Annotated in this window: 17 protein-coding genes; 3 read left to right on the top strand and 14 right to left on the bottom strand. The window is 41.3% G+C overall.

Annotated features, from left to right (window positions below):
* Positions 1 to 308: 308 nt before the first annotated feature.
* From Q1A23_RS02520 to Q1A23_RS02510, 3 genes are all read left to right on the top strand, one after another.
* The gene (locus Q1A23_RS02520) at positions 309 to 776 is read left to right on the top strand and encodes a hypothetical protein (protein ID WP_299819038.1); all 468 of its coding nucleotides are present in this window, start codon (positions 309 to 311) and stop codon (positions 774 to 776) included.
* Entirely contained in the window at positions 773 to 973 is a 201-nt protein-coding gene (locus Q1A23_RS02515) for a helix-turn-helix transcriptional regulator (protein WP_299819037.1), read from the top strand. Before Q1A23_RS02520 ends, Q1A23_RS02515 begins: the two co-directional genes overlap by 4 nt.
* Before the next feature lie 417 nt (positions 974 to 1,390).
* The gene (locus Q1A23_RS02510) at positions 1,391 to 2,233 is read left to right on the top strand and encodes a polysaccharide lyase (protein ID WP_299819035.1); all 843 of its coding nucleotides are present in this window, start codon (positions 1,391 to 1,393) and stop codon (positions 2,231 to 2,233) included.
* Between the two features lie 66 nt (positions 2,234 to 2,299).
* Here Q1A23_RS02510 and Q1A23_RS02505 read toward each other — a convergent pair whose 3' ends face one another.
* From Q1A23_RS02505 to Q1A23_RS02440, 14 genes are all read right to left on the bottom strand, one after another.
* Complete coding sequence (locus Q1A23_RS02505) at positions 2,300 to 2,785, bottom strand: glycosyltransferase (RefSeq protein ID WP_299819033.1); 486 nt, start codon at positions 2,783 to 2,785, stop codon at positions 2,300 to 2,302.
* Positions 2,782 to 3,225, bottom strand: coding sequence for an oligosaccharide biosynthesis protein Alg14 (locus Q1A23_RS02500; RefSeq protein WP_299819031.1), 444 nt, complete (start codon positions 3,223 to 3,225; stop codon positions 2,782 to 2,784). The genes Q1A23_RS02505 and Q1A23_RS02500 overlap by 4 nt, the downstream gene beginning before the upstream one ends.
* Complete coding sequence (locus Q1A23_RS02495) at positions 3,222 to 4,319, bottom strand: glycosyltransferase family 4 protein (protein WP_299819029.1); 1,098 nt, start codon at positions 4,317 to 4,319, stop codon at positions 3,222 to 3,224. The genes Q1A23_RS02500 and Q1A23_RS02495 overlap by 4 nt, the downstream gene beginning before the upstream one ends.
* A gap of 197 nt (positions 4,320 to 4,516) precedes the next feature.
* Complete coding sequence (locus Q1A23_RS02490) at positions 4,517 to 5,371, bottom strand: polysaccharide deacetylase family protein (RefSeq protein WP_299819027.1); 855 nt, start codon at positions 5,369 to 5,371, stop codon at positions 4,517 to 4,519.
* Positions 5,372 to 5,572: 201 nt separating this feature from the next.
* Complete coding sequence (locus Q1A23_RS02485; protein WP_299819025.1) at positions 5,573 to 6,724, bottom strand: glycosyltransferase family 4 protein; 1,152 nt, start codon at positions 6,722 to 6,724, stop codon at positions 5,573 to 5,575.
* A gap of 262 nt (positions 6,725 to 6,986) precedes the next feature.
* Positions 6,987 to 8,219: a glycosyltransferase gene (locus Q1A23_RS02480; protein WP_299819023.1), complete on the bottom strand. Its 1,233-nt coding sequence runs from the start codon at positions 8,217 to 8,219 to the stop codon at positions 6,987 to 6,989.
* On the bottom strand, positions 8,219 to 9,490 hold the full coding sequence (locus tag Q1A23_RS02475) for a hypothetical protein (protein ID WP_299819021.1): 1,272 nt from the start codon (positions 9,488 to 9,490) through the stop codon (positions 8,219 to 8,221). Before Q1A23_RS02475 ends, Q1A23_RS02480 begins: the two co-directional genes overlap by 1 nt.
* A gap of 15 nt (positions 9,491 to 9,505) precedes the next feature.
* Positions 9,506 to 10,738, bottom strand: a complete 1,233-nt coding sequence (locus tag Q1A23_RS02470; protein ID WP_299819019.1) for a glycosyltransferase — start codon at positions 10,736 to 10,738, stop codon at positions 9,506 to 9,508.
* Positions 10,731 to 11,960: a glycosyltransferase gene (locus Q1A23_RS02465; RefSeq protein WP_299819016.1), complete on the bottom strand. Its 1,230-nt coding sequence runs from the start codon at positions 11,958 to 11,960 to the stop codon at positions 10,731 to 10,733. Before Q1A23_RS02465 ends, Q1A23_RS02470 begins: the two co-directional genes overlap by 8 nt.
* Positions 11,948 to 13,237, bottom strand: a complete 1,290-nt coding sequence (locus tag Q1A23_RS02460; RefSeq protein ID WP_299819013.1) for an MATE family efflux transporter — start codon at positions 13,235 to 13,237, stop codon at positions 11,948 to 11,950. The genes Q1A23_RS02465 and Q1A23_RS02460 overlap by 13 nt, the downstream gene beginning before the upstream one ends.
* Positions 13,238 to 13,563: 326 nt before the next feature.
* On the bottom strand, positions 13,564 to 15,876 hold the full coding sequence (locus tag Q1A23_RS02455) for a polysaccharide biosynthesis tyrosine autokinase (protein ID WP_299819010.1): 2,313 nt from the start codon (positions 15,874 to 15,876) through the stop codon (positions 13,564 to 13,566).
* Positions 15,877 to 15,888: 12 nt separating this feature from the next.
* Positions 15,889 to 16,683, bottom strand: a complete 795-nt coding sequence (locus Q1A23_RS02450) for a polysaccharide biosynthesis/export family protein (protein ID WP_299819007.1) — start codon at positions 16,681 to 16,683, stop codon at positions 15,889 to 15,891.
* A 325-nt stretch (positions 16,684 to 17,008) separates the two neighbouring features.
* Entirely contained in the window at positions 17,009 to 18,100 is a 1,092-nt protein-coding gene (locus Q1A23_RS19565) for a polysaccharide lyase (protein ID WP_363322017.1), read from the bottom strand.
* Between the two features lie 1,126 nt (positions 18,101 to 19,226).
* Entirely contained in the window at positions 19,227 to 20,855 is a 1,629-nt protein-coding gene (locus Q1A23_RS02440) for a GNAT family N-acetyltransferase (RefSeq protein ID WP_299819001.1), read from the bottom strand.
* Positions 20,856 to 20,857: the final 2 nt, after the last annotated feature.

The following is a 20,857-nucleotide window of genomic DNA, read 5'->3' as shown; positions in this document are numbered from 1 at the left end:
TTATAAGAGCCCGGCTTGTTAAAAAAGGTTGCATCACACGGTAAGTAAGCGTTATCTAAAGGCTATAAGCGATATGTATACTTAAGGTGGGCAACGTGGCAGCTTGGTACTAAAGCCATTTCTTTGGCAACCAAGCTCATTCACTAAAGGAAAAGCAGCATCTCCGAAAGTACGGGAGACTTGTATTTGGAGGCCGTTTACCATTAAAACCAAGCTATTTATGTAATAAAATTCATACTTTAAGTAAAGTATACTTGTCATTTGTAAAATATTCTTTACATTTGATTTATACTTTAAACATCAACCATATGAGCAATCGATTTTTGTTTCCGCACCGCTTTAAGTTAATTGGTTGGATACTTTTTATTCCGGCCGTTATACTAGGCTTGCTGATTACACTAACAGACTACACTCCTTTTGAATGGGACCTTACTGTATTTGCCATGTACGACGGTGGATTTTTAGAAGCTACCAAAGTAATGACCTTGGTAGAGAACAATGTAGCAGATGAAATTATTGGCGTAGTCGCGATTATAGGTGGTTTACTTGCTGCCTTCTCCAAAGAAAAAGACGAGGACGAATACATCGCCCAGATCAGGCTGGAGTCTTTGCTTTGGGCTACTTACATAAATTACGGTTTCCTGCTTTTCTCTATGCTCTTTATCTATGGCATGGGCTTTTACCAGATCATGATCTTTAACATGTTTACGTTGCTGTTCATTTTCCTGGTGCGCTTTAACTTCATACTTTACAGAGCCTCAAGAGTAGCCCTATGAAGAATAGTATAAAAGTAGAACGCGCTATTCATAGCTTAACCCAAGAAGACCTGGCTAAAAAGATTGGCGTAAGCCGCCAAACAATAAACGCCATGGAGGCCAACAAGTATGTGCCTTCTACAGTACTGGCCCTCAAAATAGCCCGCTTGTTTGGCAAACCCGTAGAAGAAATTTTTGAACTCAGCCCTGAGGATTAGCTTAGAAGTAGACGATTACAAGCTTACAAATAATAGCACAAACGCTACTGCAGCTACATATTATATTTGCATTGGCAGCTTGTTTGCCGCTATACTGTTTATTCTTAGCAAAGCTTCTGCTATAGGCATTTCATGGAGCTATCGCAGGAGCTAATGTAAACAGTTGTTATATAAAGCTGCCTAAGCTAATGCTGTATAAATTGGTGCATTAAAACATCCTACCACTTCACCCGTATTAATTTGCGACTATTATATTATACTATATCAACCCAACACAACTTCTCCGGTAACAAAAATGCACGTACAGTTACTAAAAAGTTTAATAACATAAGTTAGGGGAATCTAAGACAGACAACTACTGCCCTAGTGCACTAACTGCTTCTTATCAACAATTTATACTTGGGGATGCTTAAAAACTTGCCTTTAAAAGTTCTGCTCTGCGCTTTGCTATCCTGCGATTCGGGTGCGACAAACGTGCTTTCTAATTTTGGCTCGGCAACTACTGCACCTGGCGCAAATAAAGTACGCAAGAATCTCCTTTTTGAAAGTACGTTTGAGGAAGCAAGTTCTTTAGATAAGTGGTATGGCCAGGATAAAGCTTCTACTCGATCAATCATGCGTACTGATTCGGCAGCACGAGACGGCAAGTATGCAGCAAGATTCGAAATAAACAAAACTGATGTGATGGTTGCTGGCGGAAAGCGAGCAGAACTTACATTAGAACATGAAAAAAAGTTAAACATAAGGCGTTGGTACGGCATGAGTATTTACCTGCCTGCATCCTATAGCGTTAGCCCCGAACCAGAAATTGTAGCTCAATGGCACGTTAAGCCTGACGATAAACTAGGTGAGGACTGGAGGTCGCCTCCTATAGCACTTTTAACTAAGAACGGCCGGTGGTGGTTGGCTATAAATTGGGCAAAAGCTCCTGTAAACTCAAACGAAACCATTGATGGCTGGAAAAATATTGACCTGGGACCATACAATAGAGGAGCCTGGTCAGATTGGGTTTTCGAGATAAACTTCTCCTGGAAAAAAGATGGGCTGATTAACGTATGGCAAAATGACACTCTCCTTTATTCTTACACAGGACCGAATGCCTATAACGATAAAACCGGACCATTTCTTAAAGTCGGCTTGTATAAATGGGAATGGCAATCTGAAAAGCTAAAACGCTATCTGTATTACGATGAGGTACGGGTTGGCGATGATGCAGCGACATACTACGATGTGAGACCCGGAAACAGCAGCAAACTTTAGGGTAAGTCACTACAAATTGGCTGGTATAAAACTAACAGGCGAAGTATCTGCCATGCAATGGCACTTCTAAATATGCAGAATGTTACTTTCGATAGACTGAATCAGCTCTGCAGATGCATATCGGCCAATCTTGTTTACTTTTTTATGATTTTGAAGCAACAACTCCTCTAGTTTAAGTTTTAACTCGGCTACACTATACGCTACATGAACATAGTGCAACAACTCAAAAACTTTTGCAGTTGATACCTGGTGGTCGTTGCGGGTTTCGCCATACTTTGCCTGCCTCGGCACAACCAATATTGGTTTTTCCTTTACAAGCGCCGATATGATAGTGCCCATGCCAGCATGGCTTACAATCAAGGACGCTTTATCGAAGTATGAACTGTATTCTGACGGAGTTAAAAAATCAAAAGTAAGTATGTTTTTTGCCTTGTAATTTGTCTGGTAAACCTGGGCAACAACAGTAGTATCGCTTAGCATTGGCGCAAGTTGATCCATTGCTTTAATAAGTCTGTCGAATGGCTCCTGAGCGCCTATTGTTACAAAGATCATACGATTACATTCCCTTTATAAATAACTTTAGAATTAGCTAGATTAGGCCATTGGGTGTATACTTTATCAGCAAATAAAATTGCTATTCTGCCACTCATCGAGATTTTCTCCACGTTGGCTATACTATCTATCCAGATTGCCTTTACACCCCACACCTTTCCGATAATTACACCTGCCAAACCAGGCGCAGCCCCAGTTGTGATTATGAGTTGTGGTTTTACCTTAGTAACAACCCGCGCAACGCACAGTAATAAATACAATAACCTTAGCTTATTCCACCTCGAAGCATCAGGCACGTCATAAAAATCAAACCCTTTAACAGTCTCCGCAAAGCTTTTATTTGTTGATATAAAAGTTACTTCGTGCTTTTCGAAAGCAGGAAGCAAGCGCAGTAACTGTACCCAATGCCCACCTGCAGATGCAATAGCTAATACTCTCATAAATTGGTACTGATCATGTTACTGTATACGGTACAAATGCTAGGAAATACTGAACTTACATGATGCTTTTTACTAATTTTTAATGAATTAATACCAAATAATTTCAACTGTTCTTTGTTTTCCAAGAAAAAGAGGAAACTGTCTCTGATAGCTGCTGTGTCTCCGGGCCTATTCAAAATACCATTATAATCATCAATCACAAGCTCAGGAATGCCTCCAACATTGGAGGAAATGATTGGCATTCCATATGCCATAGCTTCCAGGATGGATACGGGGGAGCCTTCAAAATGAGAAGGTAAAACAAGTACGTTGGCCTTTCTTAAAACCTGGTTTTTATCTTCTCCATCTAGCCAACCTAAATATTTAATATTAGAGTCCAAGTTATGTTCGCTTATACTTCTTTTTAGTGCTTCAACTTCGCCATCTCCTGCTATCCATATTTCAAAAGCGTTTTTATACTTTTCATCTAACATACTGGCAGCGCGCACCATGTCAAATGTCCCTTTCTGCTCTCTGATCATACCTAGAAAAAGAAAAATGACTTTGCCATCTCCCGTGTTCTCAAAACGCCTGGTGTAATTTTCACAAGAAACGTGTTCCACCATATTTCTAAGTACCAGTAACTCTTTTGGCTTGAAGGTTTGAGAGAAAAAGCCTTTCCAAAAATCTGATAAACATATTACAGCATCGGTGGTATTTATAAAGTGCCTGATGCAGGTTTTAACTACAAGATTAGAGTTATTGAAAAACACAGGAAATGCCCCGCTATGCACATGATACACTACTTTTTTACCAAAGAGATACTTGCTTAGCAGAAATATGATGTATTTTCGGTAGAAGCTGCCTTTAGATGCCCCGTGTATATGCACAACCTGAATTTGAGTGTTGCGCAGCAGGTACATATAAATTACGAAGATTTGCCTTAAACTGAGAATGTGCGCAGAAATGCCTTTTTTCGCGAAATAAGTAGGTATAAATTGGAAAGGGTTGTATAGTTTGCTATACATTTTAATAGCCGCAGGCATGCCACCTTTATTGGTTACATAGTCGGGGCCAACATTTAAAATTTTCGTAGAAATATCATTCGATAGCATATACTTAGACTTAACTTGGCTGCAACTTCACTTTAGCTTTCATTACTTCTTCTCTTGTCATTTTAAAGCATGACAGCATCCCACTTATCCACCCAGCAACTACTCAATCACCCTCAACCATGAAGCAGTTATACTTGCAACTTGCTTGATAATTTAAGCCACCGTAATAACTTAGCCATCTGCAGCATAGCATATATTTAGTCTTTTTCCCTGCTTAAAGGCTTGGTTAACAACTCAATGGTTTTGAGCACACTATTTTTAAAAGGCTGGTAAACCCCTAGCATACGGCAGATGTTCTCTATATTCGTCCGGCCTTGGTACACTTCGAACCGAGGAAGCTGATATTTATTTTCCAAGCGCTTCGCGGTTAAATAATGCGGCTCTGTGGTAAAAGCCAACGTATAGTTTGTGTCGGCTAACATGTCTATCTCGCGGCTGGAGTAGCTCCCGTTTGGATAAGCGAAGTATTTAACTTCTTTGCCGATCCACGACTCCAACTTCAACTTAGACAAACGTAGCTCATCGTACACTTGCTGGTAATCGCAATTAGGAAGTATAGGATGTGTAAGGGTGTGGCCGCCTATCGTAACATAAGGCGACTGAGCAATCGCTTTAACCTGCTCCACAGTTAGTGCCTGCCTCGGAATCTTGATTTTATGCTTAAGGGTATCGATAATATTTATCCGGTCTTTATTAGGCACTTCTTTCAGATCCTCTTTGCTAAAAGAGACAAAAGCGCTCTTCCTCGCCTCATCAAGGTATGACCACCAGAACACACCTTCTTCTACAGGCTCTGTAGAGATAAAAATGCCAACCGGTAATTTATACTTGTTTGCAATAGCAACAACCGCCTCTTTGTTTAAAGCCCAACCATCGTCTACAGTTATGAGTACGCTGCTACGTGGCAGGGGCTTTTTATGTATTATCAATTGCTCAACGTCATGCAGGCTCAGGAACTGGAATTTATGCTTTAAAAGCCACTTAATGCAAAACTCAAACTCTTTCAGAGTAGGATTATGGAAGTATACTGATAGAATAAAATCTCCCGCCATTGCACGTAGTTTAGCCCTCTTCACATACCCCAGAGAGATAAGCAAAGAGGCTATACACCACCCTAATATGTTCCTGATCGTAGGCTCCATATAAAACACGACACATCTTATACTATGTAACTTTTACTATATCACAAACTCTTACTGTTCCTATAATCAGGATTTACCTTTCATCAGCACCACAATCCGTCAGGGTATAAATCAGGTTTCTTCCGCAATTAGTTTTTGTCCCTCCCCAACCAACACTTCTAAGTAGTTATCTATCATCTGCTCTGCTGAGAACCTTCCGGCAGCCAACTCCATGATATAGGTGTTGTCTACTTTGCTGTTAAGCATCTTATGCCAGGAGTTTGCAATAGAGAGCGGGTTTCTTGCCTCGCATAGCAATCCATTCTTGTTCTCAACAATCATTTCGGCGGCACCGCCTACATCAGTTAAAACACACGGTAAACCAAAACTCATGGCCTCTATTGCAGCCAGCGAAAATGTTTCGCTAAAGGAGGTAAGAGTAAAAATATCTGCCGCCGCAAGGTAGGGCCTTACATCTTCTTGTATGCCAGCAAAATGCACGTAATCCATCAGCTTACGCTCTACTATAGATTGCTTTAAACTCTCAAAAGCCTCTTTTTTGGCCTCGCCAACAATAAGCAGGTGAGCTTTATTGTTCAGTTTTTCATGGAGTATACTTAATGCCTCAATGGCATAAATATGGCCTTTCTCGGGTTTCACATTTGCTACGTTTACAATTACTTTGGCATCAGCGGGTATTTTAAACGTTAGCCTGGTATCCTCCCGGTAAGTATACTTTGATAGGTTATTCGCGAAATAATGAGAGGTATCAATGCCGTTATAAATCACAAATGACTTTTTTGCTTTAAAATAGTATTTGCTTCTATAGTAATCTTTCTGATTCTTACAGATGAAAATCGCGGTATCGTTGCTACCTAACAACCTGAGGTAAAGCGTATCCATCACGTAGTTTTTAAACGTAAACGGCACCGTAGTATGAAGAGACAGGTAAAATGCTATGTTCGTGTGCTGCAACAAGCGCAGCTTCGCCATAAAAAAAGCAAAAGCTCCTATGCAAAAAACTTTGCATACTCCTTCTGTTAGTACAATCTCCCTTATCCTTTTGGATACAGAAAAGTCGTAACGATATCTACGGGGCACTACATAAAGCCTTATTCCGGGATCAAACTGATTTAGTATAGGGTTATCATCACTTAGCAAGATAAGTATGGGCTCTATCCCTCTTGCTATAAAGCTGTTAACGATCGTCTTTAAGAAAAACTCGGCTCCTCCTACTCCTACTCTCTGTATGATAAATATTATTTTTTCTTGCTGTGCAGGCATAACGCATTATCATTAGAAATAAAAAAAGCAGAACTTTTAAAACTTTAATTAGAGTTACTATAAGTATGATTATAGCTCACTCAGTACTATTCCTGTGTAAACCACAACCGCTTATTATCAATCTAGCAGCCTGGCAAGGTATGTTCTAAATAAGGGATTAGATTGAATGCTTAAGAGATACTAAAGCCTTACAGCTCTCAAGACAATTTATATAACGAAACTAATAATTACTAGTTGTTATTAAAGCAGGCAATTAGTAAAATTAGGTATCGCACAACAATTCTCCGTAATTATACTTAGCCTCAGCAAAGCTAGGCGCAATAAATTCTATTATTTTCTTTCCTGAAATTTCGTGGCTAAAATGTGACTGCCCAGTTTGATAAGACCTTTGCCCAAGTACAGTCGCCAATCCTGGGTTTTCTATAACCTCGTGCATCTTTTCAGCATATTCCGGCACACTATAAGTATTCGCTATCAATGCATTTTGCTTATCTGTAAAGTAATGGTTTATTTCGCCATAGCCTGTTGATATAATGACTTGTTTGGCCGCACAATATTCTCCTATTTTATGTGGAAAGCGGGCTCTATCCTGCTTTGTATCTCTTAAAGGAATTAAAAGGGCGCTACTATTGGTATACAGTTTCAAGAGCTGATCATAAGACAGGCGAGAGAAAAACCGGATACCGTCTTTATACTTGCTGTGTTCTATACTTGCCTTTACCCTTTCTTCGTCTGCATCTGTACCGCTGGTAACTAAGTATAACTTGTAACGTGTTTGCTCCAGTTGGTTGTAGGCATCTAAAATAAAGTTAATTGTTTCCAGGTATGCGGCGCTACCGCAAAACAGGAAGTATGGCTCGGTAGCCTCTCTGGCATGCCCGAACTTCGAAAAATCTACAATAGCCGGAATCTTGATAACAGGCTTAAGAGGGTCATTACGCTTGACCACATCAACCAGAAAACTACTGATGCAAATTACTTTAGTCGCTACTTTAAAAGCATACTGGTCATATAAGTAATTATCCAGCCGCTTGAAAATGCTTTTACGTATAGGGTGCGCTGTCCAGTATTCTACATTATCTAGTATAGCGGGCACCTTACATAACTTTGCAACAAGGCAGTAAAACAGCACATCGTAAAAAGTGTTGGTAGTAACAAGTATGGCATCTAGCTTATTATTTTTTCTACTGGATATAAGATATCGTACTTCGTTCACTAAGCCTTTTATTTTAAACAGGTTCCGTTTTATAAAAGCATTTTCCCTATACGGGCTTCCGGAAGTGTAAACGAAAGGTATACCCTCAAAGCTTGGCTGTTCCAAAACATCTGCGGCTTCGCCTTTTTCATGTATACCATACCGATTGAGCACCGTTACCTGGCAGCCTCTGGAAATTAAGCCTTTCGCTATCAGCTTTTGCCGTTCTACCTGCGCCAAACCTAAAGGAAACCCCGGGTAACCTACATAAACAACATGCATAGTATCGTCCTCACTCATTAGGTAAGCTTTCCTTTTAAAGCAGGTGCCAGTTCGCTTTCAGGTATATTCCTTATTTGTTTTGAATAGCAGATGCCAATTGAAATCCATACAAGCAGGTAGTTTAAAGTAAACGTGGTGACAGTTGTGGGGTACAGCGATACCAGCCACAGTAAAATCCAAATGCCAGCCGCCTTAGAGAGCATGTTTTTAGAAAAGAAGATCCCTTGTATAATAGCAGGCACAGCTATCAGCAATAATAAACCTAGGCTTATAATCCCCCCCTTTAATATAATCGTGAGGTAGTCTGTCTCAATGCCATCCCGATAACCTGGTTTTCCATCAACATGGTCTTCAAACAAACCTACGGGTGCGGCAACAAGGCCATCAATTCCCCTGCCGATGACCCAGTCTTCCGTTTCCATATCTGCATAATAGTACAGCTCAACTTCCGATCTTGTTTGAGCATCAAGCCGCTCTTTGGCAAAGCTAAAGACTTCTAATTTTTCATTCTGATACAGGTTGTACCCATATAATGCTAACAGCATGCCTAGCATTACTGCTAAAAACAGGTATGAGAGCCGCCTCCTGTAAGCATAGAAAAACATCAGGCAGTAAAAAATCATGATGCTGCCAGACATAAACATAAGGCCGCGGCGCGCCCTATATGTTGCCAGTAAAATGGTAAGCAAAATAACCAGCAAAGCAACTAGCTTGCGCCAGTTGGGCTGATAGCTGTATGTCAGGAGAATAAACCCACAAGGTATGGCCAGGGTCTTAACAAAGTATTCCAGCATTGTCTTTCCGTCCAGACTATCCAGGTTTTTTAGTTCGTTTGAGTAGATCCCCACATGCAGCAGATAAAACACGCCAAGTATAAATATTACATTAAACACAGTTTTCAGGAAGTATGGGTGCTTCGGGAAAGCAATAATCAGAGGGGCCAGGTACAGGAATATTCCACTATAAGGGTTAAACAACGTCTTTTTAACAAATCCATACTCCAGGCTAAAGCCTCGGGCAACTACAAAAAGCAGCCACAGGCAGTATAAGGTGTACATTACCTTCAGGTACTTATTTTCATAGCTAAAGTCAATTAACCTGATGGCAGCAGGAGCAAGCAACAAAACTCCCAGTAGCTGCGCTGCATTGCAGATGCGGTAGTTAGCATCGCCGGAGGTTGACATCGTAAAGCCAACTGTATAGATAATAAAGCCCGCCCAAAACACATGAAGCGTTTTAATGTGCCTAAAGTCAGTTTCTGATTGGTTAAGTAATGCTACTGTGCTCATAAGTATAATTGTTGCTTATGGTTTAAGGGAGAGCATCTCTTCATACAGCGCAAAATGCTGCTCAAGAATTTTTTCTGTATCAAAGCAAGGCAACAACTTTCCTGTAACCCCGCTATCAAGGCAAAACCTTATACCTGCAGCCAAATCTTCCGCATCTTTATAGGCAGCTAAGTAGCCGTTTTCTTTGTGCTGTACCATGTCGGGTATGCCTCCTATTGCAAAGCCAACCACAGGTGTACCGCAGCAAAGGCTTTCCATTACAGTAGTGGGCAGGTTATCGGCCATAGATGGAGCCACAAAAACGTTTGCTGCATTATAGACTAGTGCAGTAGAATAATCATCGCGCAGGCGGCCTACAAAGTGTGTTTTAAAGGGTATAGCCTCAGCCAGTTTTGCATCATGCTCACTTCCAAAAATAAGTACAGAGACCTTTGAGGAAGTATAACTCTTAGCAAACAGCTCCAAAGCTTGCCTAAGGTACTCCCAACCTTTATAAGGGCTTGTAGGTGAGGCCGCCCCAAATGCAATAATTTTATCGTCTGGGTCTAAACTAAGAATAGCTCTGGCTGTTTGCCTGTCAATCTTCTTAAACTTAGATACATTAATAATATTAGGGATATGATAAACAGGTTTGTTTTTGGTAAGTAACGATTTCTTGGTAAGGTTGTACAGCCAGGCACTTGGAGTTACAAAAAATAAATTGCTATACTTTTGATAAAGTTTCAGTTTTGCTTTAAACTCGATAACGGGTAAATCAAAAAACTTTTTTGCCGGAAACATCTGACAATCCTGGCAACCATACAGGTAATTCTCGCACATAAAACTATAATGGCAGCCACCGGTAATTGCCCACATATCGTGCATAAAAACAATTACAGGCTTATTTAAGGCAGCGATCTGTTCTATATTAGCCAGATTTAAAAAACCGCCCATAACCCAATGCAGGTAGATTATGTCTGCGCTTTCGACCTGTTCCATATCAGATACATTATTGCCAAGTATCGGAAAAGAAAACAGCCCATATTGGTCCAGCGTGTCTCGAAGCAGGTATGCCTGAAGCTTATTATTCAGAAAAGAAGTAACCTGCGATTTTCTTCCCAAGTAGTCAATCCTATCGCTTTTAGAAATATCTGAACTCATAGAAAGCATAGAAGAATTTACCCCAGCCTGGCAAAGGGCATTGTGTAGCCTATAGGCTGCGTTGCCTGAAGATGGCAAATGTGTCTGCAAGTGAACTACGCTAATCATGGTTGCTGACTGTTGTTAATAAGATTTCTTTCAGGCGTTGTTCAAAGGTTGTGATAGAGAAGTTTTTACGTGCAAATGCCTGTATGCTTTTGCTAAACTCCTCTAACTGCTCCTCCCTTTTTTCTGCTAATTCCAGAAGCTTGTATTTTAGGTAATCTATCTTGAAGTCATCTAAGAGAACTGCGTATCCCTCTATGCGGTTAAATCCTGTATTTCGCATCACCACAGGTATTAAACCGTGCAGCATACCTGTGGTAATAGCAGTAGAAAAACCTTCTGAACATGATGGCAAAACAATATAGGAGCACGTAACAGCAAGCTCTCTGAAAGCATCAGATTTAATATCAATGTACCCATGGTCTATGATATTGGCTTTACTTGGCACTCTAAGCAATTTTCTGTCTTTCTGAGTCAGGCCGGCTATGTGTAATGTTATATCGTTACTTTCTGCAAATACATCTAGCAACAGATCAAGGCCTTTGTGAATAGCACCCGTGGACCCCAACCATAAAAAGTTCTTCCTGCCCGAGGTGTGCCCCCTCTGTTCAGCATCAAAGTATGGGTTTAAAATCCCCGTAGGATAAATAGTGTAAGGCTTAGCATACTGCAGCATAAAAGGTTCTGTTTCACCCATGGTTATCAGGTGCGAGTATGTCTTTTCGAGGTGGTGCAATTTGTAGTAAATACCACTCCTTAGTTTTTGGGGGCCTCTGTTATGCCTGGCCCGGAAGTAATCCAGTCGTTTCCGCTCTTCCTGGAAAGAGAATGCCGGGTGGTGTTCAGTCATGTATAAGATTGATGTGGCAGTTGGATGCAGACACGTGAGTTGGTAAAAGGCTTCCCCGAAGCCAAAGATCAAATCATAGCTTTTAGCTTTTAAGTGCTCCAGGGACTTTGTATCGTTGCAACCCACAATATCAATACAGTACCCCAAATCTGATAGCACCTTTACGATAGAGATTACCTCGTATGGCTGTGTCCTGCCAATGTTGTTACTGTCCAGGTCATAGAAGTAACTGGTAGTCAGGTAACAAATAACTGCTTTCTTTTGGCTTGTGGCAAAGTTGTAATTCAGGTTCTGTACCAAGGCAGCATCAAGTATTCTTTGTTCATAAAAATAGTCCTTCACATACTTCCATACTTTATCGGCTACTTTTGCCTTTAAAGTATAAAGCAGCGTATTTTGCTGCTCCTGCACCACCTCCGGCTTTACCTGACCCATATCCCTTTTTTGTTTCTGTTAATTATTTGATGGTACTGCCACGGAGCTAGTAAGTAAGCATTTAAGTTGGCCAGGATAGCGGCAATAAACACCGCATGCACACCTACATGGTAATACTTGATCAAAACCAATACGATAACCACATACAAAACCGGGCTGGCCAAACTTGCCAGAAATTGTATGCGCAAGGCGCTGATACCGTTTAAAAAACTAACATACTTACCACCAAACATAGACATGTTAAAATAAATAAAGCCCCATACAGAAAGCGTAAAGGCAATATCCACAGTATCTTTGCCGAGCCATAACGTATAGATTTCCTCTGAATAGAAAAGCATGACGGCACCCACCGCAGCCAAAGCTATATTGAGCAGGTTATACTTCCGGATGCCGTTCTTTATCCATTGAATGTCTTTCTTTAAGTATGCTTCAGTAGACGCAGACCAGAATGGGTTAAGGAAAATGGCGAACACCATACTGAGTATGCCAAAATACCGGTATACAATATTATAGGAAGTAACATCTAACGGACTGAAGTTGCTGGCAATGATGAAGTTGGCAGATTGGTACTGTATAATGCCTGCCACCTGAATAACAAAGAATACTAACCCCAAATTCAGGAGCCCCTTCGCGTAAGAGAGTTTTATTTTAGAGAAAGAAGGTCGGTAGCGCTTGTAAACACCTTTAAAAAAGTAAAAATTAGCGCCTATAAGTATAAGTAGCGGAGCCATACATAATGCTACTCCGAGGTTAATTAAAGAGCCTTGTGTCAATCTTACCAGCAAAAAAACTATCAACAGCGAGCCAACTTGCCCTAGCACATCTATCAAGGAAGATTTAGCAGGCTGTTGATCTGCAATAATGATGGTCGTAATTATACGCAGCACAAATTGCAGGCAAAAGTATGTGAATACAATAACAGTAAGCATGGTAAGCTCCGTACCCATACTTGCCGGCACATGAAGTATAGCAGCCCAATCTACAAACCGGTTAACTCCTATAAAAACAAGCCACACACACGTAAAAATGGCACTAAGTATGGCAAAGGTGGTACTTACATAAATTTGCGCAGTAACATCATCTCCTTTGGCCTTAGCTTCTGCAAATTTATTCCGTAGCCCCTGTGTTAAGCCAACATCAAAAAAACTAAACCAGCCTACAATAGAGCTTAATGTCAGCCAGATGCCATACCTGGTTGGGTTTACATAATCTATCGTAAGCGGAACCAGCAAAAGACTAACTCCAATACTACACCCCCTGATTACAAAGGAAGCCAAAATGTTGTTTCTAGCCTTGACGCTACGAACTGCACCTCCGGCAAAATAACTTTTAAAATACGCAAAAGGTGTAGTTATCAGCCAGTTAATCATTCTCAAAAATGTTATACAGGTTAGCTATTATTGGATGTGAGTCATTCTAAGGTCTATAACCACATTGATAGTCACGTCCGTCGCCTTTAACAAAGCTCATGTACTATCAACCTTATAACACATTGCTGCAAATCAAAGCTGGACAAGCAACGGAACTCATAAAGCAGAATTTTGCAAACCAATTAAACAGCCTGTATCTATTCGGTTGCGTTATCAGTTCTTAGTGTAAGACTTCAGCTTTTATAGGCATGCTGTTTGTATACACGCTCATGCCCATAACCGTAACCAAACCCATAATTACCCTGGCCAAACCCTCGTGCTTTAACGCCATTAAAAACAATCGCCAGGCTTTTTAGAGAACTAAGCCTGATGTTGTGGTTTAAATGCTTGATCACATTTTTAGGGGTATAATCGTGGCGTATGACCAGCAATGTTATATCGCAGAACTCTGAAATCAGGAAAGCATCTGATACTAAGTCTGTCGGAGAAGAATCCACAATTACGTAGTCAAAAACGGTTTCCATGTAAGCAAACAAATCTTCCAGCTTGCCATTTAAGAGCAGTTCTGTATTATCGCCGGTATTTTTGCCTGCCGGCACTACACTTAGGTTGGCGAATGGACTATCTCTTACAATTTCGCTTGCGCTTACTTCACCAACTAAATACTCTGTAATTCCGATCTCATCTATCAGATTAAAGCGATAAGATGTATTAGGCTTGCGCAGATCCAGGTCCAGGAGCACAACTCTTTTACCAGATGCAGCCAAACTGTAAGCCAAGTTACTGCTCACAAAGCTTTTGCCTTCGCCAGGTATACTTGATACAACTAAGATTTTCTTTTTGGCGAAACCGCGGCCATACAAGCCCATAGAGGTTCTCAGTTGCCGGAACTGCTCTGTTATATAAACCTCTGTAGGTTCTTGGAAGCGTGCAGGAATTTTACCCTTAACATTTGAAATCTCGCCTACAATTGGTGCTTTTGTAAAACTCTCAATATCTGACCTGAACAACACCTTTTGGCTAAGCAATTCTTTACCGATAACTAAACCTATACCCAACATAAGCGCTACCACTACTGCCACAGCATAAACCATATTCTTCTTTGGGCTCACAGGCACAAGAGAGGCCTCTGCCATATCTACAACTTTACTGTCCGAACTGGCCGGGGCATACGAAAGCGCTGCTTCTTCTCTTTTCTGAAGCAAGTAGCTGTAAACACTATTTTTGATTGCCTGTTGCCGGCTTATCTCCAACAGTTCTCTTTCCTGCTTTGGGATAGATTGCAGGGTGGTGCTATACTTGCCTCGCGATGAGGCCAGGTTGCCAAGGCTAGCCTGTAGGTTTTGCCGCTGGCTCTGGATATTCTCCAGGATACTTGGCCTTACGCGCTCTATCTTTTCGTGAAGAGAAAGAAGTATGGGGTTATTCTGCGCAGTTGTTTTCCGCAGCCGCTGGTATTCAATCTCTGAGTCATAAAGCTTCTGCAACAGCTCAGAAAGTACTGGGTCGTTCAAGCCTAAGGTAGCAGGCACAATACCTGCACTATTACTTTTTGAAACCACATAACTCTCAACCTTATCCAGCACAGCTATTTGCATCTTGAGATCCTCCATCCTGCGGTCGTTTTCGCCTACACTTTGCAAATACACTTTTCCCTGTTCGCTAAGGTCTACAATTCCTTTTGAGGACTTGTACTGCTGGACTTTACTTTCGAGTGTATTTAATTCATCTTCAACAAAGTTGATGCGTTCTTCTATAAAGCGGAGTGTGTTATCTGCTAAACTGCTTTTCTCATTTACAGCCACCTGATGATAAGAATGGATTAGCTGGTTTAAAATATCTTCTCCTCTTTCAGGCACCTCGTCGCGCATACTTAAGCTTACCACCGTCGAAAGCTTGTTGGCCGAGTTAACTTCTAATTTCGACATCAAGTTCTCGGTCATATACTGCGGAGGAACTAAGGAAAAGAAAAGTGGACCCTCTGCAGATTTTTGATAGTGCTTATTTTTAATAAACTGGATTTTACCATAAGGTGTCATTACCCACTCGTTAAGGTTATATTCCTTGTTGTCTACTATTACCTTATCCTTATCATAAGTGAAGTATACTTTTGTTTCGTCCTTAACAACTCTGATGAGACTCTCAGGATCCTGGTGCTTCACAGTAATCGGAGATGACAAGTATGCCGAGACATCCCTGAAATCCCTTTCCTCCAATACTGGGGCGTAAAGATTAAGCTTATGTACAACTTTCTTCATCAAAGACTTAGACTGGATAACTTCAATCTCATTCTCTACTATCTTTTTAGAGGTAAAAGCATTGATGGCTTCCGTCATTTGTGGGTCATCAACACCTTTATTTTCATCTTTTATGATCAAGGTCGCACTTACCTCATAAGATGGCTCTACATAACGCATATACCCATAGGCACCTGCCAGAGCCAGCACTAACAGCACCAGAAAAAGTGGCCAGAAAGGCAAGAACCTATACACTAATATTGTTAGCAGGTCTTCTTCCTTTTTTACTATATCCTTATCGTTTGACATAATTATAAAAGATTATCTGGCTAAACGGTCAACAGCAATAATTCCAAAAGACAAGGCACTAAACATCAAAGGCAGCCACTGGTTCACTCTGCTTGTACTGGCTACTTTCGACTTGTTGGGCTCCACATAGATTATGTCGTTAGGTCGGAGGTAATAGTTGGGTGACGAAAAAATCTCATCAGATGTAAGATCAATTCGCATAAGTTTCTTTTTGCCGTTTTCTTCTCTAATCAAGAGCACATTGTCTCGCTTGGCATATATGGTGAGGTCTCCTGCAAGTCCGAGAGCTTCTAACAGCGTTACTTTTTCGTTAGGGATGGTTAATACGGATGGACGGGCAACTTCGCCAAGTACCGATACTTTATAATTAAGGTAACGGATATTGACGATGGGCTCTAATAAAAGCTTTTGCCTAACTAGTTGTGTCGTGATACCTTTCTGCAGCTCTTTTTTCGTCATACCAGCAGCTTTCAGGTTACCCAGAAAAGGAAACTGGATAAACCCGTCCTGGTCTACTAAATATCCAGATGCCTGAACCATAGAGCCAGATATAGTAGACATTTGGGAAATGGCAACGTTGGACACGTTAAACAACTGTGAGGCCTCAGGATTTAAGCTGCTTACAGTTATGCTAAGAAGGTCATTCTCTTGAATCACAGGCTCTAAATTTCCTATATCGCCTGTAAATTCAGCATTTTTAACGCCATCAAAATACACAGCTTCACGTGTATGGACACATGATGTAAAGATTAACATTAAAACTAGTATGGCAGTATTTGATAACCTCGTCTTGAATAAGTTTCCCATAAGCAAAAATTAATAATACTGGAAAAAACAATGCCTATGTTAGAGGTATAATATATTAAAACAATCATATTCTAACAACAAAGGATACCATTTATACGATCACAATAATGTTTTGTTATTCTCATTTTAAATATAAAATTGTAAAGCAACAAACTTAACTGCTAGTGCATTAAAGTGCTCGCATGCATGGGATTTGCACGTATATATACCAGGAACCGTAGCCAACTAAAACAAGAAAGCCTCCAGCGCAATTGCGCTGGAGGCTTTCTTGTTTTAGTTGCAGATTTGAAAACTCTAAGGTATACCTGCTAGATTACATTATAAATTATCTACTCCATCTGTTTGAGAAAAACTTAGTCCACCAGTTATTGCTACTCCAGAAATTGCTATAATCTGTTTTAGCAGGAGCAGGAGCTGGTGCTGGAGCAGGAGCTGGTGCTGGTGCTGGTGCTGGAGCAGGAGCTGGTGCTGGAGCAGGAGCTGGTGCTGGAGCTGGAGCAGGAGCAGGAGCTGGAGCTGGTGCTGGTGCTGGAGCTGGTGCTGGAGCTGGTGCTGGAGCAGGCGCTGGTGCTGGAGCAGGCGCTGGTGCTGGAGCAGGAGCTGGTGCTGGTGCTGGTGCTGGAGCAGGAGCTGGTGCTGGAGCTGGAGCAGGAGCAGGAGCTGGAGCTGGTGCTGGTGCTGGAGCTGGTGCTGGAGCTGGTGCTGGAGCAGGCGCTGGTGCTGGAGCAGGCGCTGGTGCTGGAGCAGGCGCTGGTGTACTACCTGGTGCCATCGATGTATAAGTTGAGCTTTGGTCGCCAACTCTTACGTTATCGAAGTAAAGCACTCTTTTCTTTGTGTCAGTTGTGCTGCTTCCATTCCAGCCCCACTTATACACACCGAACTTCATATAAGGTAGTCTCTCATCATTATAAGCGTTTCCACCTTTGTGATCAACCACTTTTTTTCCATTGTGCCATACTTCCACAAGACCATCTGAGCCAGGCGAGTGAACGATATGGAACACAAACTGATGCCATGTATTCTTGGTAACAGTACCTAGATCATACTTTTTCTCAGCTTGAACACCATTGCTAGTTTTAGCTGTATTGTATCCAACGTCAAATCTGAATTTGTTCTGGTGAATCAAAAACTTTGTGGCTGGGCTGGTCCAGTTCTCACCTGCATCCGGGAAAGAATGCCATTGCGTAATAATTTCGGCGTGCTGATCGCTAGCCCAGTCTTCTGCTGGGAAGTATACTGCATAAGAATACCATCTGTCTTTTCCTGTAGCGGTATTAAGTGCAATCTCTGCTCTTGTTCCACTTGCTACTTGCGCATCAGTATCTCTCAGTTCAAAACGAGCTGATTTGCTTCCTGCAAACGCTAATGAATTTGTATACTGTAAAGAGTAGCTTGTAGCTAAATCTCTACTCATTATATTAGAAGATAACGGATTTGATCCTTCGAACAGCTCTTCGAACAAATAATTAGCTGCTGTTGCACTACTAGTAGTTTCTGCACTCAATGTGCTGGCAACTGTCACCTCGTCTAACTCCTTCTTTTCACACGAAACTGTTAGTGCACCTAATAAAATTGGTGCTAACCAATACTGTGTTTTCATCTTCATAAAATTTGGCTAAAAGTTGATAAGTTGTACTATATTTATTTTATGTAGATTTTTGCCATTCTGAAATCCTTTTAATTTATGTGTTCTTCTCAAACTTACTAGACAGTCGTATTTATTTAAAAGCAAACCTCAGCCTTATCTCTCAAACAAATCACCACAAATACATCAAGAAGAATAATACAATTATAAACCTTGTTATATTTTTATCTGAGGCAAAACTATACAATTTTTTTTAGCTGCAACAGTCAATAGCTAAATTCATAGAATATTTACATAACTTATTTACAAAGTCAACGTAATTGCAATTTTTTCAAGCATTTAATTTCACATAACACTATGAAAAACAATACATTAACATCTTTATATATTTGCACGCCTTACTTATTTATTTAAAATTACATGGTAAACGGCAAACTTTTTAAAGCAAAAAGTGAATCCTTTTTTATCCAGACTTTAATTTATTTATGATCAAAAGATTAGCCCATTCAACACAGGTTTGCAACTAGCAGGGTCAAAACAAAAGTGTTATATCGCTTAAACTCATAAATCATATCAAACGCACTTACAAAATACCTATTTAGTACAAATTTCGAAAGAAGACAGAAAGATTAAAGTACAATACAAACACATTTGTACTAACAGAAAAACGTACAACTTATTATAATTTACAGTTGATTATACAGAATTTAACAAAAGGAATTAAGCAATGAGAAGACAGCAAATGACTCTTGCAAGCAATTTGCACAAAACACATAGCCAGACAAGAAAGAATACGCACAGGAGGCTGTAAATCTACCACAGCCGATTTTGGAAATTGGCAAAAGCTTATAATGACATAAGGGGGCTTTTTGTATCTAATACAAAAAGCCCCCTTATGTCATTATACCCAAAAGTATGAGTTGAAGTAAAATTCAGCTATGGCTACTTGAGTAAATTATGCGTTAGCAATGGCAAAGCCTGCCTTCTTAAGTGCACGCCTCTGGCTCGGCTCCCGCACGAGCACCCGCGCACCCTCTCCGGCATACTCGGCCGCCGCGGCCAGAAAGCCCGCAAGCTCACCCTCCCGGCCCCTGTGGCAGTAGAGCCCCTCCAGCTCCCCGCCCAGCAGCAGCCAGACGCAGCACAGCAGCAGCCCCTCTCGGCTCAGGGTGAGCGGCTCCTGCCCCGCCTGAAGCCGACGCTCCGCTTGAGCCAGAAAGTCCCACCGCGTCAGCAGCCCGCCCCGTTGCCCAAAGTTCAGCAGGTCGGAGAGGCTAGCCCGCCGCAAACCAGATGCAGCATCCAAAGATCCGGAAGTTGGAAGAAGGTAGTAGTAGCCTTTGCCAAAGAGCCCCAGCCGCGAAGCAAGGCCCTGTGCAGCAGTAGCAGCCCCTGCAGCTGATATGGCACGGAACTGCTCTTTCTGTTTTGACAAGATAAACCTTATATCATTTCTAACAACCCTAGGTTTCACCCCAATTCGCTGCAGTAGCCCCTTCACATTAGACCTTATTAAGGCTTTAGTCTCATCCACAATACGTGCATGTTTACCTCTTATCTGCAATATGTATACCTCATCGTAAGCATTTGCAAGCCTATCCTTATAGCCGTGCCCTCCAGTAGTTAAGTCATAAAATGCTATACCTTCGTTATACAGCTGTTTTCCTAGCAAAATAAAGCTCACAATGCCCGGGGAGTATTTTGCATAAGAAGGGGCATATGTATTTGTAAAACCGTTAATACAATTATCCCGGCCAATCACGCCTGTAACTGATGCCACTAACTGACCGCCTACACGCAATACAGCTACATAGAGTAATCCCTGCCTGAAAAGCGCCAGCTGCAGTTCCTTTTTAAGAGGCTCATTTTTGAAAGGGCTCAGATTTAACGTGGCACCTTTCCTGAAGTCAAATTGGTCATTTATCTCATCGAGAATAGAAACAAAGCAGTCATGGCAAGTAATGCGCTCAAAGCTCACATCGCCCAACCGCTTCAATCGCTTTAGTTTGCTATCAATCCCATTCGAAGAAATTAGTCTGGCAGCGTTTGGTGCCTTAAAATCCATCAAGGGCCGTTTAAGAATTTGTAGCACACCTCGCTCGCGTAAACCAGCATCATACTCGAGCCAACTAAGCGGAGTATCAGAGGGTAGTTCATTAAAATCTATGATGGTATCCTTAAATTTACTGATAAGTTCATTCAGAGCCCTAGCGGCAAAAACGTCCCCGAATTCACTATCAGCAAGCCACACATGATAGCAAGCCTCGTCTTTTCCCGCCCCAGTTAGCACTTTGCTTTCAGCATCATAGGTAAGTGCCATTAAACCCAAAAAGCTGTTTTCATGCCTTGCATATATTAGCACCGGCTCTTGTTGTTTGCAGTAAATATGATACCAGGAGGCAACAAATAATCTACTCTGAAAGACAGTTCCCCATGAACAAGACTCGTAGAGCTGGTCCCAGGCAGTTTGAAATACGGGTTTATCGAGCGCTGCATATACTGCATCTCCCATCAACAACTCAACTGCAAATGGTTCTGCAATTGTTGCTTCTGAGCTTTGGTTTTTTGTAAGGAGGTGTTCCATGT

The sequence above is a fragment of the uncultured Pontibacter sp. genome, from assembly GCF_947492645.1.
Classification (GTDB): Bacteria; Bacteroidota; Bacteroidia; order Cytophagales; family Hymenobacteraceae; genus Pontibacter.
The sequence above is the reverse complement of the archived record's forward strand: the minus strand, read 5'-3'. Positions and strand labels throughout refer to the sequence as shown.

Coding starts and splice junctions, on each gene's coding strand:
- Q1A23_RS02520 (WP_299819038.1), top strand. CDS start 309: ATGAGCAATCGATTTTTGTTTCCGCACCGCTTTAAGTTAATTGGTTGG.
- Q1A23_RS02515 (WP_299819037.1), top strand. CDS start 773: ATGAAGAATAGTATAAAAGTAGAACGCGCTATTCATAGCTTAACCCAA.
- Q1A23_RS02505 (WP_299819033.1), bottom strand. CDS start 2,785: ATGATCTTTGTAACAATAGGCGCTCAGGAGCCATTCGACAGACTTATT.
- Q1A23_RS02500 (WP_299819031.1), bottom strand. CDS start 3,225: ATGAGAGTATTAGCTATTGCATCTGCAGGTGGGCATTGGGTACAGTTA.
- Q1A23_RS02495 (WP_299819029.1), bottom strand. CDS start 4,319: ATGCTATCGAATGATATTTCTACGAAAATTTTAAATGTTGGCCCCGAC.
- Q1A23_RS02490 (WP_299819027.1), bottom strand. CDS start 5,371: ATGGCGGGAGATTTTATTCTATCAGTATACTTCCATAATCCTACTCTG.
- Q1A23_RS02485 (WP_299819025.1), bottom strand. CDS start 6,724: ATGCCTGCACAGCAAGAAAAAATAATATTTATCATACAGAGAGTAGGA.
- Q1A23_RS02480 (WP_299819023.1), bottom strand. CDS start 8,219: ATGAGTGAGGACGATACTATGCATGTTGTTTATGTAGGTTACCCGGGG.
- Q1A23_RS02475 (WP_299819021.1), bottom strand. CDS start 9,490: ATGAGCACAGTAGCATTACTTAACCAATCAGAAACTGACTTTAGGCAC.
- Q1A23_RS02470 (WP_299819019.1), bottom strand. CDS start 10,738: ATGATTAGCGTAGTTCACTTGCAGACACATTTGCCATCTTCAGGCAAC.
- Q1A23_RS02465 (WP_299819016.1), bottom strand. CDS start 11,960: ATGGGTCAGGTAAAGCCGGAGGTGGTGCAGGAGCAGCAAAATACGCTG.
- Q1A23_RS02455 (WP_299819010.1), bottom strand. CDS start 15,876: ATGTCAAACGATAAGGATATAGTAAAAAAGGAAGAAGACCTGCTAACA.
- Q1A23_RS02450 (WP_299819007.1), bottom strand. CDS start 16,683: ATGGGAAACTTATTCAAGACGAGGTTATCAAATACTGCCATACTAGTT.
- Q1A23_RS19565 (WP_363322017.1), bottom strand. CDS start 18,100: ATGAGTAGAGATTTAGCTACAAGCTACTCTTTACAGTATACAAATTCA.
- Q1A23_RS02440 (WP_299819001.1), bottom strand. CDS start 20,855: ATGGAACACCTCCTTACAAAAAACCAAAGCTCAGAAGCAACAATTGCA.